Raw genomic sequence first — 12,552 nt, forward strand, 5'->3', positions numbered from 1 at the left:
ATCGCACCATTCGGAGCAGATAGTCGATGAAACAAGAGTTGATCCTCGCCTCGTCCAGCGCATCCCGTCAGATGTTGATGCGCAATGCGGGGCTGACATTTTCGGCCATCCCGGCGGATATTGACGAGCGCGCGCTCGACGAGCAGCTGGAAAAAAATGGCGCAAAGCCGGAAGAGGTTGCGCTGGAACTGGCCAAGGCCAAGGCGCTCTCGGTAAGTGCCCTGCATCCGCAAGCACTCGTTCTTGGATGCGACCAGACGATGGCGCTCGGTGCCCGGGTGTACCACAAGCCAAAAACCATGGCCGAAGCCGAAGCACATTTGCTCTCATTATCCGGCAAGGTTCATCGCCTGAACAGTGCAGCCGTTCTTGCCCGCGGGGGTGATGTCGTATGGCAGACGATCTCCAGTGCCGAGCTTTCGGTGCGAAATTTGAGCGCCGAATTCGTCTCCCGCCACCTGCAACGCGTGGGTGAAAAGGCCTTGACCAGTGTCGGTGCCTATCAGCTCGAGGGCGAAGGAATCCAGCTATTTACTTCGATAGAGGGGGATTATTTCACCATTCTTGGCCTGCCGCTTCTGCCTCTCTTAATGAAACTGCGCGACATGGATGTCATCGATGGCTGATTCACGTGAAACATTAACTATAAACGCCTTCGTTGTCGGTTATCCGATCAAGCACTCCCGGTCGCCGATCATCCATTCCTACTGGCTGAAGAAATTCGGGATACCCGGCTCCTATAAGGCCATTGAGGTTGCCCCCGATGACTTCCCCGATTTCATCACGGCACTAAAGGAACAGGGACCTGGTGCAGCGGTGGGTGGCAATGTCACCATCCCGCACAAGGAAGCGGCCTTTAAGTTGGCGGATAGTCCCGACGAGCTGGCGGAGGAACTGGGTGCAGCCAATACCGTCTGGATGGAAGAGGGCAGGCTGCATGCCACCAACACGGATGGCTATGGCTTCGTTTCCAATCTCGATGAGCGCCATCCCGGATGGGAGAAAACCGACCGGGCGGTGGTGTTCGGAGCCGGCGGTGCAAGCAGGGCCGTCGTTCAGTCGCTGCGGGACCGCGGCATTGCCGAAATCCATGTCCTGAACCGCACGGTCGAACGTGCCCGTGAAATGGCCGACCGTTTCGGTGCACGGGTTTTTTCTCATCCTCAGGGCGCGCTTCATGAAGTCATGCAGGACGCCGGGTTGTTTGTGAACACGACATCGCTGGGTATGGACGGAATGGAAGCGCCCGAGATTGATTTTTCGCCGCTCGCTGCAAGTGCTGTTGTAACCGATATCGTCTATGTGCCGTTGAGAACCCCCATCCTCCAGATGGCGCAGACGCAGGGTATTGCGACGGTCGATGGGCTTGGCATGCTCCTTCATCAGGCAAAACCCGGCTTTAAAAAATGGTTCGGCAAAACGCCGGAGGTTGATGACACTCTTCGTTCCCTCATCATTGAGGATATGGAGAAACATTGATGATCGTCATCGGTCTCACCGGCTCGATCGGAATGGGAAAAACGACCACGGCGAAACTGTTTGCCGCGGAAGGGATACCGGTTCTCGATTCTGATGCGGTTGTGCACGACCTCTATTCAGCAGAAGCCGTGCCGATGATCGAAGCCGCCTTTCCGGGCACGACCATTTCCGGCACGGTCGACCGTCTTGAACTCGGTAACATCCTCAGGGAGAATCCGGCTAATTTTAGAAAGCTGGAAGCAATCGTCCATCCGCTTGTTCGTGAAAGACAGGAAGCTTTTCTCCGTAAGGCGAGAGAGGAAAATCAAAATTTCGCCGTTCTCGATATCCCGCTGCTGTTTGAAACCGGCGCGGAAACGAGGGTCGATAAAATAGTCGTTGTTAGTTGCGCGCCGGAAATACAGCGCCAGCGGGTTTTGTCCCGTCCCGGCATGACGGAAGAGAAATTCGAAATGATATTGGCCCGGCAAATGCCCGATGCCGAAAAGCGCCGGCGCGCCGATTTTATCATCGATAGCGGAAATGGTGTCGAAGCGGCACGGGATCAGGTAAGAGAAATTCTGCAGAGACTAAGTGCCGGTTCGGGCAACGGAGAGAAAAATGCGTGAGATCATTTTCGATACGGAAACCACAGGCCTTGAATCGAAACTGGACCGCGTGATCGAAATCGGCGGCATCGAGCTCAACAACCATTTTCCGACCGGCCGCACATTGCATATTTATATCAACCCGGAAGATCGCAAGGTTCACCCGGACGCGCTTGCGGTGCACGGCATCACCGACGACTTCCTGAAAGACAAGCCGAAATTCGCCGAAGTCGTCGACGAAATCCGAGAATTTTTTGAAGGTGCCCGCTGGGTGGCGCATAATGCGACATTCGACATGGGTTTTATCAATGCGGAATTTGCCCGCCTTGGCATTGCGCCGGTCTCATCTGAATTGGTGACGGATACGCTTTCGCTTGCACGCCGCAAGCACCCGATGGGTCCGAATTCCCTCGATGCACTTTGCCGGCGTTACGGGATCGACAACTCCCACCGCACCAAACACGGCGCGCTTCTCGACTCCGAACTGCTCGCCGAAGTCTACATAGAAATGATTGGTGGGCGCCAGACAGCGCTCGGTTTCGGTTCCGGCTCCAAACAGCAAGCGGTCACTATCGAGGATGATGATGTCCCGAATGAGCCGTTGCAAAGACCGCATCCTCTACCATCAAGACTGGATGCGGAGACCATCGCGGCGCACGGCAAGCTCGTTCTCGGTATGGGCGACAAGGCGATCTGGAACCGTTACCAGAATTAAGTGCGCCTGGCGCTTAGATGCGCCGTTGAAAAATGACGAGAACCGTCAAATAAAAAACCCGGGCGATGAACCCGGGTTTTGTTTTGTCTGAACTCTAAAAAGAGCGGCGTCGCGTGCAATTCAGTTCGGTACGGCCTGAACCTTGGCTCTGGCCTGTTCCTCGGCAACGCGCTGCGAAAACATCTGCGCGAAATCGATCGGATCGATCATCAGCGGCGGGAAGCCACCATTGCGGGTGACATCGGCGATGATCTGGCGTGCGAAGGGGAACAGCAGGCGCGGGCACTCGATAAACAGCACCGGCAGCATATGTTCCTGCGGGAAACCGGCAATGCGGAACACGCCGCCATAAACCAGCTCGGCTGCAAACAGAACCTTGTCGCCATCCTTGGCTTCGGCATTCAGCGTCAGCACAACGTCGAAATCCGAACCCGAAATCGGGTTTGCGTTGACGTTGACATTGATGTTGATCGACGGCGCATTGTCACGAGCCTGAAGCGAACGAGGAGCACCCGGATTTTCGAAAGAAAGATCCTTGATGTACTGGGTAAGAATGTTGAGGGAAGGACTAACTGCGCCCTGTGCGCCATTTTCAGCGGTCATTACGTTTCCTCGCGGCGTGATTTCGTGGAAGGCGGTCTATCATTTCGACTTGAGCCTTACAACCCTCGTGCTCTCGGCTCCCTAACCCTTTGCCGTGCTTCAGGGTTTGGGCAGGTTGCGATCATCCGGCTTTTGGGACCAGGGAGAATCCTTGGGCCCTTCGCGGTGAAACTCCTCTTCGTCGAGGTCCACGACCTTGGAGCTACCCTTATTTGCCTGACCATTGCTGAACCCGGAAAAGTCACCGGGTTGCGGCCCGGTCTGGCCGCCGGGTTGACCCGACTGGCGAAAAGAACCGGCCACGACGACGCGGGGTCCGAGGATATTCCAGAAAAAACGTCTCACCGTTTTCGACAGAAGCAGGAGACCGAGTATATCGGTGATGAAACCCGGGATGATAAGCAGGATGCCCGCCACGACGCGCATGGCGCCATTGACCAGCTCATCGGCAGGCTGGGCGCCGGTACGACCTGCGGCCTGAAGATTTCTCACCATGCCGATGCCGCCGAGCCGCAGGATCAGCAACCCCAGAAACGACGTGAACAGGACGAGCGCCAATGTCAGCCACAGACCGATTGTCTTGCCGACGATGATGAAACCGGCAATTTCCAGGATTGGCATCATCAGGATGACGATGGGGAGAAAGGAAAAACGCATCTTCTAGCCTTGCGTGTGCATCTCTGGCAGATTGCCGGTTCCCGAGAACACCGATGATTGAATCTGCACATTTGAATGATGATAAGATGCAGACTATATGATGTTCAGGTTTTTGAATTTAAATGGCGGTTTTGGTAAAAGATGGGCTTTAGCGACTTTATCACATTGTTTTTTCTCGTTGCAGCGGTGCTGATCTTTCTTCAGCTGCGCAGCGTTCTTGGTCGCCGAACCGGCAATGAGAAGCCGCCATTCGACCCTTACACGCCGCGCGATGTCGCGAAAGGCCCCGTCACGGATGATAACAAGGTCGTGACCCTGCCCAAACGCTCTGAGGCGGAGGACGAAAACCGCTTTGCCGAGGCGGATGCTCTGGCACCCGTCGATACTGCCTTGAATACATCCCTGCGCGAGCTGATGACCAAGGACCCGACCTTCCGCCCCAAGGAATTCCTGAACGGCGCCCGCATGGCCTATGAGATGATCGTCATGGGTTTTGCCGATGGTGACCGCAAGACGTTGAAGAACCTTCTGTCGAAGGAAGTTTTCGACGGGTTCGAGGCGGCCATTTCCGAGCGGGAAAGTCGCGGCGAGGTGGTCAAGTCCACTTTCGTGGGAATAGAGAAGGCTGATATCACCCAGGCCGGTATCCGCGATTCCGAAGAGCAGATCACGCTCAGAATAGTCAGCCAGTTGATTTCGGCCACCTATGACAAGGATGGCAAGCTGGTGGACGGCGATCCCGATGCGGTTGCGGAAGTGGACGACATCTGGACCTTCTCGCGTGATGTCCGCTCGCGCGATCCCAACTGGAAGCTGATCGCCACTGAATCCGAGCAATGAACACGCCCTTTTCGTTCGAAGAAGTTTCTTTCGGTGATCTGCCGGGATGGCAGGAGGATGATCCGCGTAAGCTGTTTCCGGCGATGCGGACGATCCTGTCACATCTTCGGAATTCAAAACCCTACAGGACCGGCGCGCTGGGTCTCACCGCCGGCGAACTGGCCTCGCTTCTGGAACTGGCCGATGAGGAACAAGCGGATAGTCCCCAGCAGGCCCGCCGGTTTTTCGAGACGAATTGTGTACCTTTCAAAATTTCACCACCCGGCGGAAAACGCGGTTTTGTAACTGCCTTTTATGAACCGGAGCTTGAGGTATCGTCAGTCCGCGACGATGTCTGGAAGTATCCGGTCTACCGCCGCCCACCGGAGCTGGTGGATATCGACGACGAAAATCGCCCGAGCGGTTTTGATCCGTCCTATGCTTTTGGCAGAGAGGGCGAGGACGGCATTTCCTATTTTCCCGATCGCCGCGCGATCGACGAAGGATATCTGCAGGGCAGGGGGCTTGAGATTGCCTGGGCGAGATCGAAGGTCGATCTGTTTTTCGTCCACGTTCAGGGTGCTGCCCGTCTTCTGTTTCCTGATGGAGAGGTGAAACGCATCACCTATGCCGCCAAGGCCGGGCATCCGTTCTCGCCGATCGGTCGGTTGCTTCTGGATCGTGGGGAACTGGATCCGAAAACGATCTCGATGCAGACAATTCGCAAATGGCTCGCCGACCATCCGGATGAGGTGGATGGGGTGCTATGGCATAATCGCTCCTATATTTTTTTCCGGGAGGCTGATGTTGCCGGCCTGGATATGGGACCGATCGCCGCCGCCAAGGTGCCGCTGGTCGCCGGGCGGGCGCTTGCGGTGGACAGGCTCATCCACACCTTCGGTTTTCCCTTCTTTATCCATGCGCCGTCATTGACCCACCTGGATAATGGCAAGCCCTTCGCGCGGTTGATGCTGGCGCTCGATACCGGCTCGGCCATCGTTGGCCCGGCACGCGGCGACATTTTCACCGGCTCGGGTTTCGAAGCCGGGGAACTTGCAGGCACAGTGCGCAACGACGCCGATTTCTATATGCTGTTGCCGCATGTTGCAGCGAAAAGGTATCGGCGATGAAGGGCAGTCGAAAGCTTGGCAAGGAAGAACGCATTCTGTGGGGTAAGGTCGCAAGAACAGCCAGACCCATCTCCGGCAGGCTGGAGGATTTGCTGGCTTTCGACGATATCGAGGAAGCCGCGGCGGAACCTGTGGTCCCGCAAACGGCAAACGCCGTCTTCCCTAGGATGCTCGCGGAGCCGGTGGACGTTTCGCCCTTTACGCCGGACAAGAAGCCAAAAATTCATCAACCGATGGAAAAGCCGGTTAAGCGCAAGTTGACGCGCGGGCGGTTGCCGCTGGAAGGCCGTATCGATCTGCATGGCATGTTTCAGAGCGAAGCCCATGCGGTTCTGCTCGACTTTCTATTGCGGGCGCACGAACGGGGCCTCCGGCACGTGCTCGTCATCACCGGTAAGGGTCGCTCCATCGGCAGCGATGGTGCGCTGAAAAGGGCCGTGCCCATGTGGTTCGCCAAACCGGAATATCGTTACTTGATTTCATCCTATGAGGATGCATCCGCCAATCACGGCGGCGATGGCGCTCTCTATGTCCGTTTGGCGCGCCGCAAGGGTGAAAAATCATGACGCCCTTTGCAGAAGCCGTGCGGCTGCTTCGTGAGCGCAAGGGCGTGACACAGAAGGAGATGGCAGCGGCAATCGGCGTTTCCCCCGCTTATCTCTCGGCGCTGGAGCACGGCAAACGCGGCAAACCGAGCTTCGATCTCCTCCAGCGCATCGCCGGATATTTCAACATCATCTGGGATGAGGCGGAGGAATTGTTCTTTCTCGCCGGCTCCTCCGACCCCAAGGTGGCGATCGACACGGTCGGTCTGCCGCCGCAATATACGGCTTTTGCCAATCGGCTGGCGCGGGATATTCGCAAGCTGCCGCTGAGTGTGATAGAGGAACTGTCAGCGGTGCTACAAAAAAGCCGTTCTTGCGATTGAAACCCCTCTATCCCCTGCTTTATGCAGCGTTCTGAGGCATGTGGCCTTTGGGATTGAGTGTAGAATTTCTATAGTCGTATGTCGGATTTGAGTGATTCGCGGGCTTCAGGCCTTCTCACTGAAAACTTGGCCAGGAAATTTTGGAAAGAGTACTTATGACCGAAACATCGTCAAGCGAAGTCGGCGCCAACACTGAATACGGAGCCGATTCGATCAAGGTCCTCAAGGGTCTTGATGCTGTGCGCAAACGGCCCGGCATGTATATCGGCGATACCGATGACGGCTCCGGTCTGCATCACATGGTCTACGAGGTGGTTGACAACGCCATCGACGAGGCGCTTGCGGGTCATGCCGATCTGGTGACGGTGACGCTGAACGCCGATGGTTCGGTGACGGTAACGGACAACGGACGCGGCATTCCGACTGATATCCATTCTTCCGAAGGCGTTTCCGCCGCGGAAGTCATCATGACCCAGCTTCATGCGGGCGGAAAATTCGACCAGAACTCCTACAAGGTTTCCGGCGGTCTGCATGGCGTGGGCGTTTCGGTCGTAAATGCGCTTTCGGTTTGGCTGAAGCTCAGAATCCGCCGCAATGGCAAGCTGCACGAAATCGGCTTCACCCATGGGGTTGCCGATGCTCCGCTCTCGGTCATTGGCGAATATGAGGGCCGCTCCGGCACGGAAGTGACCTTCCTGGCGAGCCCCGACACCTTCACCATGACGGATTATGATTTTGGTACGCTGGAGCATCGCCTGCGCGAACTGGCGTTTTTGAATTCCGGTGTTCGTATCGTGCTCACCGACAAGCGTCATTCTGATATCAAGCAGGAAGAGTTGCTCTACGATGGCGGTCTTGAAGCCTTCGTGCGTTATCTCGACCGGGCCAAGAAACCGCTGGTGGACAAGCCGGTGGCCATTCATGGCGAAAAGGACGGCATCACGGTTGAGGTCGCGCTCTGGTGGAACGACAGCTACCATGAAAATGTGCTCTGCTTCACCAACAACATTCCGCAGCGCGACGGCGGCACCCATATGGCCGGCTTCCGCGCGGCGCTCACGCGTCAGATGACATCCTATGCCGAGACTTCCGGCATCATGAAAAGGGAAAAGGTCAGCTTGCAGGGTGAGGACTGCCGCGAAGGACTGACGGCAATTCTTTCCGTCAAGGTTCCTGACCCCAAGTTTTCTTCGCAGACGAAGGACAAGCTCGTTTCGTCTGAAGTGCGCCCTGTCGTGGAAAGTCTCGTCAATGAGGCCCTGTCTACTTGGCTCGAGGAACATCCGTCCGACGCCAAGATCCTTGTCGGCAAGGTGGTGGAAGCGGCCATTGCCCGTGAAGCCGCCCGCAAGGCGCGCGAACTGACGCGCCGCAAGGGTGCGCTCGATATCGCCTCTCTGCCCGGCAAGCTCGCCGATTGTTCCGAACGCGATCCGGCGAAATCCGAACTCTTCCTCGTCGAGGGTGACTCCGCAGGCGGTTCGGCCAAGCAGGGCCGCTCGCGCGAAACGCAGGCCATCCTGCCGCTACGCGGTAAGATCCTGAACGTTGAGCGCGCCCGTTTCGACAAGATGCTGTCCAGCCAGGAAATCGGCACGCTGATCACCGCGCTCGGCACGTCGATCGGCAAGGACGAATTCAACGCAGACAAGCTGCGCTACCACAAGATCATCATCATGACGGATGCTGACGTCGACGGCGCCCACATTCGTACCCTGCTGTTGACCTTCTTCTTCCGCCAGATGCCGGAACTGATCGAGCGTGGCCATCTCTATATCGCCCAGCCGCCGCTTTATAAGGTGACGCGCGGCAAATCCGTGCAGTACCTCAAGGATGAGAAGGCGCTGGAAGAATATCTGATCTCGATGGGCATCGAGGATACGTCGCTGACGCTCGGCTCCGGCGAAGTACGCATCGGCGCTGACCTTCGTGAGGTCATTCTCGATGCGGTGCGCATGCGCACGCTGATCGACGGTCTGCATTCCCGCTACAGTCGCTCCATCGTGGAACAGGCCGCCATTGCCGGCGCCCTGAACCCCGAGCTTTCGGCCGATGCTGCCCGTGCCCAGGAAACCGTTGCCGAAGTGGCCCGGCGTCTGGACATGATCGCGGAAGAAACCGAACGCGGCTGGTCCGGCATGGTGCTGGAAGATGGCGGCTTGCGCTTCGAGCGCATGGTACGCGGTGTCAAGGAAATCTCGACGCTCGATATGGGCCTGATCGGTTCCGTCGATGCCCGTCATATCGATCAGCTCGCGGCCCGCACGCGCGATATTTACGTCACTCCGCCGGTTCTGCAACGCAAAGACGGCACTATGGAACTGGCCGGACCGCGTGCGCTTCTGGATGCTATTTTCGCCGCCGGCCGCAAGGGTCTTTCCATGCAGCGTTACAAGGGTCTCGGTGAAATGAACGCCGAGCAGCTGTGGGAAACCACACTCGACGCCAATGTGCGTTCGCTGCTGCAGGTCAAGGTCAACGATGCGACGGATGCCGATGGTCTGTTTTCGCGCCTGATGGGCGATGAGGTGGAACCGCGCCGCGACTTCATTCAGGAAAATGCGCTCAGCGTTGCCAATCTCGACATTTAATCCTGTAGGACGTCTCGCGTGACGATTCACGTGAAACGAAACTTTAACGAAAGGCCCGGCGGTCAATTTTCCGCCGGGCCTTTTGTCATCTGTGTTGTCGGATATCAATCGGCCTTGCCGGTGAACCGCCCCTTGAAAGCTACGTCCGAAAGGGGGAGGCGCTTGCTGGGTACTTCCCGTTCTGCCAGATCGTCAGGAAGAACAGCCTTGTCGGCCAATGTGCCGATGGCAACTGCGGCCTCCACCTTATATCCATCCGGAACATCAAGCTTTTCCACGATCTGGTCTTTAAATATGCCTGCCATGCCATGGGCGTGGTAACCGAGCAGATGCGCCTGCATGGCGAGTGAAAACCATGCCGCACCGGCATCGAAGGAATGGGTCGCTGAAGGCTTTTTCTCACCCTCTCGTGAAATATTGTGGTCGCGGGAAAGGATGAAGAGTAGCACCGAGGCATTTTTTGCCCAGCGCTGGTTTCCTTCCATCAGCAGTTCCACGAAGAGCGGCCAATCCTCGCTATCTTTGTGCGCGTAGACAAACCGCCACGGTTGCTGGTTGGATGCCGATGGCGCCCAATGCGCGGCATCGAGAATGGTCAGCAGATGCTCGTTTGGCATCGCATCTCCATCGAATGCGCGTGGAGACCAGCGATCGAGGAAGAGTGGATCGACGGGATATTCGGATTGCCGGGAATTGCTGTTCGTCACGGGCGTGTCCTTTTGATTGTCGGGAGGGAAAAGGTATTTTTCGAAAGTCGAAGCAGTCAAGGGGTGACAAGTATGAATGTATCGTTCATATATGCATCACCTTGTCTGACAACCGGGAGAGAGTTCCATGAAATTGATGCGCGTTGGCCAGCCTGGCCAGGAAAAACCTGCGATCCTCGACGCGGAAGGAAAAGTCCGCGATCTGTCTGCTCATGTCAAAGACATCGGCGGTGAAGCCATTTCTCCGGAAGGCCTGAAGAAGATTGCCGCCATCGACCTCGGCACTCTTCCCGTAATCTCCGAAGAGCGCATTGGCGCTTGCGTTGCCGGAACCGGAAAATTCATCTGTATCGGCCTCAATTTCTCTGACCACGCCGCTGAAACCGGTGCGACCGTACCGCCGGAACCGGTCATTTTCATGAAGGCGACCTCGGCAATCGTCGGTCCGAACGATAACGTTGTCATTCCGCGCGGTTCTGAGAAGACCGACTGGGAAGTCGAACTCGGCGTCGTCATCGGCAAGACCGCGAAATATGTATCTGAGGCCGATGCTCTCGACTACGTCGCCGGTTATTGCGTTTCGCACGATGTTTCTGAGCGCGCGTTCCAGACGGAGCGTGCCGGACAGTGGACCAAGGGTAAATCCTGCGACACCTTCGGTCCGATCGGCCCCTGGCTGGTCACGAAGGACGAAATCACCGATCCGCAGAACCTCGGAATGTGGCTTAAGGTCAACGGCCAGACAATGCAGGACGGCTCCAGCAAGACCATGGTTTACGGCGTCGCGCATGTCGTTTCCTATCTCAGCCAGTTCATGTCTTTGCATCCCGGCGACGTCATTTCCACCGGCACGCCTCCGGGCGTCGGCATGGGCCAGAAGCCCCCGCGTTACCTCAAGACCGGCGATGTCGTTGAACTCGGCATTGAAGGCCTCGGTTCCCAGAAACAGACCTTCGTTGCCGACATCTGATTATCAACAAACGTTCAACTGAAATTGAGGCGCCGGAGGGAAACCACCGGCGCCTTCGATTTTGTGCAGTTGCGAAAAGCTGCTATGGTCAAAAAAAGAGCTTGATCCGCGAGGAGGCGTAATCAGTGTTCTACCACCTCTATGAAATGAACCATGCGGCGATGGCGCCACTGCGCGCCGGTGCCGATATGATGCGCCAGGCATGCAGCAATCCTTTGAACCCGCTTTCCAGCACCGCCTTCGGGCGAAGTCTCGATGCAGGCTTTGAGGTATTCGAGCGCCTGACGCGCCGTTACATCAAGCCGGAGTTCGGTTTGGCGACTACCACCGTCGATGACCGGACCGTTGCCGTCACTGAAGAGATCATCTGGTCGCGTCCCTTCTGCAATCTCGTTCATTTCAAAAAAGAACTCGATGCGGCCCGCAAACCAGATTCGAAGGTGCTGCTGGTGGCGCCTATGTCAGGCCACTACGCCACATTGCTGCGGGGAACGGTCGAGGCGCTGCTGCCATCGGCGGATATCTATATCACCGATTGGATCGATGCCCGCATGGTGCCAGTCACCGAAGGGACATTCGATCTCGACGATTACATCAGCTACGTCATCGATATGCTGCGCGAGATCGGTCCCGGCGCCCATGTGGTCGCTGTTTGTCAGCCCTCGGTTCCGGTTCTGGCCGCAGTGTCCCTGATGGAAGCCGATGGTGACGGTTTCGCGCCTGCATCCATGACGCTGATGGGCGGTCCGATCGATACGCGCATCAATCCCACAGCTGTCAACGGTCTGGCCACGGCCAAGCCAATCGAATGGTTCCGCGACAATGTCGTCATGCAGGTACCGTGGCCGCAGCCGGCTTTTGGCCGGAATGTCTATCCCGGCTTCCTGCAATTATCCGGCTTCATGTCCATGAACCTCGACAAGCACATGACGGCACACAAGGATTTCTACCTGAACCTCGTCAAGAACGACGGCGATTCCGCTGAGAAGCATCGCGATTTTTACGATGAATATCTGGCCGTGATGGATTTGACGGCGGAGTTCTACCTGCAGACGGTGGAAACCGTCTTCATCGAACACGCGCTTCCCAAGGGAAACATGCAGCATAGGGGCAGGGCCGTCGATCCCGCTGCCATTCGTAACGTCGCGCTGTTCACCGTGGAAGGCGAAAACGACGATATTTCCGGTGTGGGCCAGACCAAAGCCGCGCACGATCTTTGCCGGAACATCCCCGATGAAAAGCGTGCGCACTACATGCAGCCCGACGTCGGTCACTACGGCGTTTTCAACGGGTCGCGTTTCCGCAAGGAGATTGTGCCGCGCATGGTGGAATTCATCCGCAAGAACCAGACTGTCTAGCGCTGGAA

14 protein-coding genes are annotated in these 12,552 nt (G+C 56.9%); 11 read left to right on the forward strand and 3 right to left on the reverse strand.

From position 1 onward, the window contains the following. Nucleotides 1–26: 26 nt before the first annotated feature. The 4 genes from AC5SEO_RS18085 to dnaQ are packed head-to-tail and all read left to right on the forward strand — an operon-like array spanning nt 27 to nt 2,781. Entirely contained in the window at nt 27–626 is a 600-nt protein-coding gene (locus AC5SEO_RS18085; RefSeq protein WP_174068697.1) for a Maf-like protein, read from the forward strand. Then, on the forward strand, nt 619–1,479 hold the full coding sequence (locus AC5SEO_RS18090) for a shikimate dehydrogenase (protein ID WP_174068698.1): 861 nt from the start codon (nt 619–621) through the stop codon (nt 1,477–1,479). Before AC5SEO_RS18085 ends, AC5SEO_RS18090 begins: the two co-directional genes overlap by 8 nt. Then, nucleotides 1,479–2,087 carry a dephospho-CoA kinase gene (gene coaE / locus AC5SEO_RS18095; protein WP_025594720.1) on the forward strand — a complete coding sequence of 203 codons (609 nt, stop codon included), beginning with the start codon at nt 1,479–1,481 and terminating at the stop codon, nt 2,085–2,087. The genes AC5SEO_RS18090 and coaE overlap by 1 nt, the downstream gene beginning before the upstream one ends. Further along, complete coding sequence (gene dnaQ, locus AC5SEO_RS18100) at nt 2,080–2,781, forward strand: DNA polymerase III subunit epsilon (RefSeq protein WP_003516361.1); 702 nt, start codon at nt 2,080–2,082, stop codon at nt 2,779–2,781. The genes coaE and dnaQ overlap by 8 nt, the downstream gene beginning before the upstream one ends. Before the next feature lie 120 nt (nt 2,782–2,901). Here dnaQ and secB read toward each other — a convergent pair whose 3' ends face one another. Together secB and AC5SEO_RS18110 are read right to left on the reverse strand one after the other, a co-directional pair. Next, nucleotides 2,902–3,384, reverse strand: coding sequence for a protein-export chaperone SecB (gene secB, locus AC5SEO_RS18105; protein WP_003516359.1), 483 nt, complete (start codon nt 3,382–3,384; stop codon nt 2,902–2,904). A gap of 99 nt (nt 3,385–3,483) precedes the next feature. Next, nucleotides 3,484–4,041, reverse strand: coding sequence for an FxsA family protein (locus AC5SEO_RS18110; RefSeq protein ID WP_149910365.1), 558 nt, complete (start codon nt 4,039–4,041; stop codon nt 3,484–3,486). A 141-nt stretch (nt 4,042–4,182) separates the two neighbouring features. Here AC5SEO_RS18110 and AC5SEO_RS18115 point away from each other — a divergent pair, with 141 nt between their 5' ends. The 5 genes from AC5SEO_RS18115 (at nt 4,183) to gyrB (ending at nt 9,509) form a co-directional block, all read left to right on the forward strand. Beyond that, the gene (locus tag AC5SEO_RS18115) at nt 4,183–4,881 is read left to right on the forward strand and encodes a Tim44/TimA family putative adaptor protein (RefSeq protein WP_003516349.1); all 699 of its coding nucleotides are present in this window, start codon (nt 4,183–4,185) and stop codon (nt 4,879–4,881) included. Next, on the forward strand, nt 4,878–5,990 hold the full coding sequence (mltA, locus tag AC5SEO_RS18120) for a murein transglycosylase A (RefSeq protein ID WP_038489214.1): 1,113 nt from the start codon (nt 4,878–4,880) through the stop codon (nt 5,988–5,990). Before AC5SEO_RS18115 ends, mltA begins: the two co-directional genes overlap by 4 nt. Further along, entirely contained in the window at nt 5,987–6,556 is a 570-nt protein-coding gene (locus AC5SEO_RS18125) for a Smr/MutS family protein (protein WP_013635178.1), read from the forward strand. The genes mltA and AC5SEO_RS18125 overlap by 4 nt, the downstream gene beginning before the upstream one ends. After that, a complete protein-coding gene (locus AC5SEO_RS18130) occupies nt 6,553–6,918 on the forward strand; it encodes a helix-turn-helix domain-containing protein (RefSeq protein ID WP_003516346.1) in 366 nt (121 codons plus the stop codon). Before AC5SEO_RS18125 ends, AC5SEO_RS18130 begins: the two co-directional genes overlap by 4 nt. Before the next feature lie 155 nt (nt 6,919–7,073). Further along, nucleotides 7,074–9,509 (forward strand): DNA topoisomerase (ATP-hydrolyzing) subunit B, encoded by a 2,436-nt coding sequence (gene gyrB / locus AC5SEO_RS18135; protein WP_003516345.1) that lies wholly within the window; start codon nt 7,074–7,076, stop codon nt 9,507–9,509. Between the two features lie 104 nt (nt 9,510–9,613). Here gyrB and AC5SEO_RS18140 read toward each other — a convergent pair whose 3' ends face one another. Then, entirely contained in the window at nt 9,614–10,216 is a 603-nt protein-coding gene (locus tag AC5SEO_RS18140; protein WP_174027876.1) for a nitroreductase family protein, read from the reverse strand. 127 nt (nt 10,217–10,343) lie between these two features. Here AC5SEO_RS18140 and AC5SEO_RS18145 point away from each other — a divergent pair, with 127 nt between their 5' ends. Both AC5SEO_RS18145 and AC5SEO_RS18150 read left to right on the forward strand, forming a co-directional pair. After that, nucleotides 10,344–11,186, forward strand: a complete 843-nt coding sequence (locus AC5SEO_RS18145) for a fumarylacetoacetate hydrolase family protein (RefSeq protein WP_019565943.1) — start codon at nt 10,344–10,346, stop codon at nt 11,184–11,186. 125 nt (nt 11,187–11,311) lie between these two features. Then, nucleotides 11,312–12,544, forward strand: a complete 1,233-nt coding sequence (locus tag AC5SEO_RS18150) for a polyhydroxyalkanoate depolymerase (RefSeq protein ID WP_174068699.1) — start codon at nt 11,312–11,314, stop codon at nt 12,542–12,544. Nucleotides 12,545–12,552: the final 8 nt, after the last annotated feature.

The sequence above is a fragment of the Agrobacterium sp. K11 genome (genome assembly GCF_059429395.1).

Excerpts from the sequence above, each read along its gene's own strand:
- AC5SEO_RS18085 (WP_174068697.1), top strand. The coding sequence starts at position 27 with ATGAAACAAGAGTTGATCCTCGCCTCGTCCAGCGCATCCCGTCAGATG.
- AC5SEO_RS18090 (WP_174068698.1), top strand. The coding sequence starts at position 619 with ATGGCTGATTCACGTGAAACATTAACTATAAACGCCTTCGTTGTCGGT.
- coaE (WP_025594720.1), top strand. The coding sequence starts at position 1,479 with ATGATCGTCATCGGTCTCACCGGCTCGATCGGAATGGGAAAAACGACC.
- dnaQ (WP_003516361.1), top strand. The coding sequence starts at position 2,080 with ATGCGTGAGATCATTTTCGATACGGAAACCACAGGCCTTGAATCGAAA.
- secB (WP_003516359.1), bottom strand. The coding sequence starts at position 3,384 with ATGACCGCTGAAAATGGCGCACAGGGCGCAGTTAGTCCTTCCCTCAAC.
- AC5SEO_RS18110 (WP_149910365.1), bottom strand. The coding sequence starts at position 4,041 with ATGCGTTTTTCCTTTCTCCCCATCGTCATCCTGATGATGCCAATCCTG.
- AC5SEO_RS18115 (WP_003516349.1), top strand. The coding sequence starts at position 4,183 with ATGGGCTTTAGCGACTTTATCACATTGTTTTTTCTCGTTGCAGCGGTG.
- mltA (WP_038489214.1), top strand. The coding sequence starts at position 4,878 with ATGAACACGCCCTTTTCGTTCGAAGAAGTTTCTTTCGGTGATCTGCCG.
- AC5SEO_RS18125 (WP_013635178.1), top strand. The coding sequence starts at position 5,987 with ATGAAGGGCAGTCGAAAGCTTGGCAAGGAAGAACGCATTCTGTGGGGT.
- AC5SEO_RS18130 (WP_003516346.1), top strand. The coding sequence starts at position 6,553 with ATGACGCCCTTTGCAGAAGCCGTGCGGCTGCTTCGTGAGCGCAAGGGC.
- gyrB (WP_003516345.1), top strand. The coding sequence starts at position 7,074 with ATGACCGAAACATCGTCAAGCGAAGTCGGCGCCAACACTGAATACGGA.
- AC5SEO_RS18145 (WP_019565943.1), top strand. The coding sequence starts at position 10,344 with ATGAAATTGATGCGCGTTGGCCAGCCTGGCCAGGAAAAACCTGCGATC.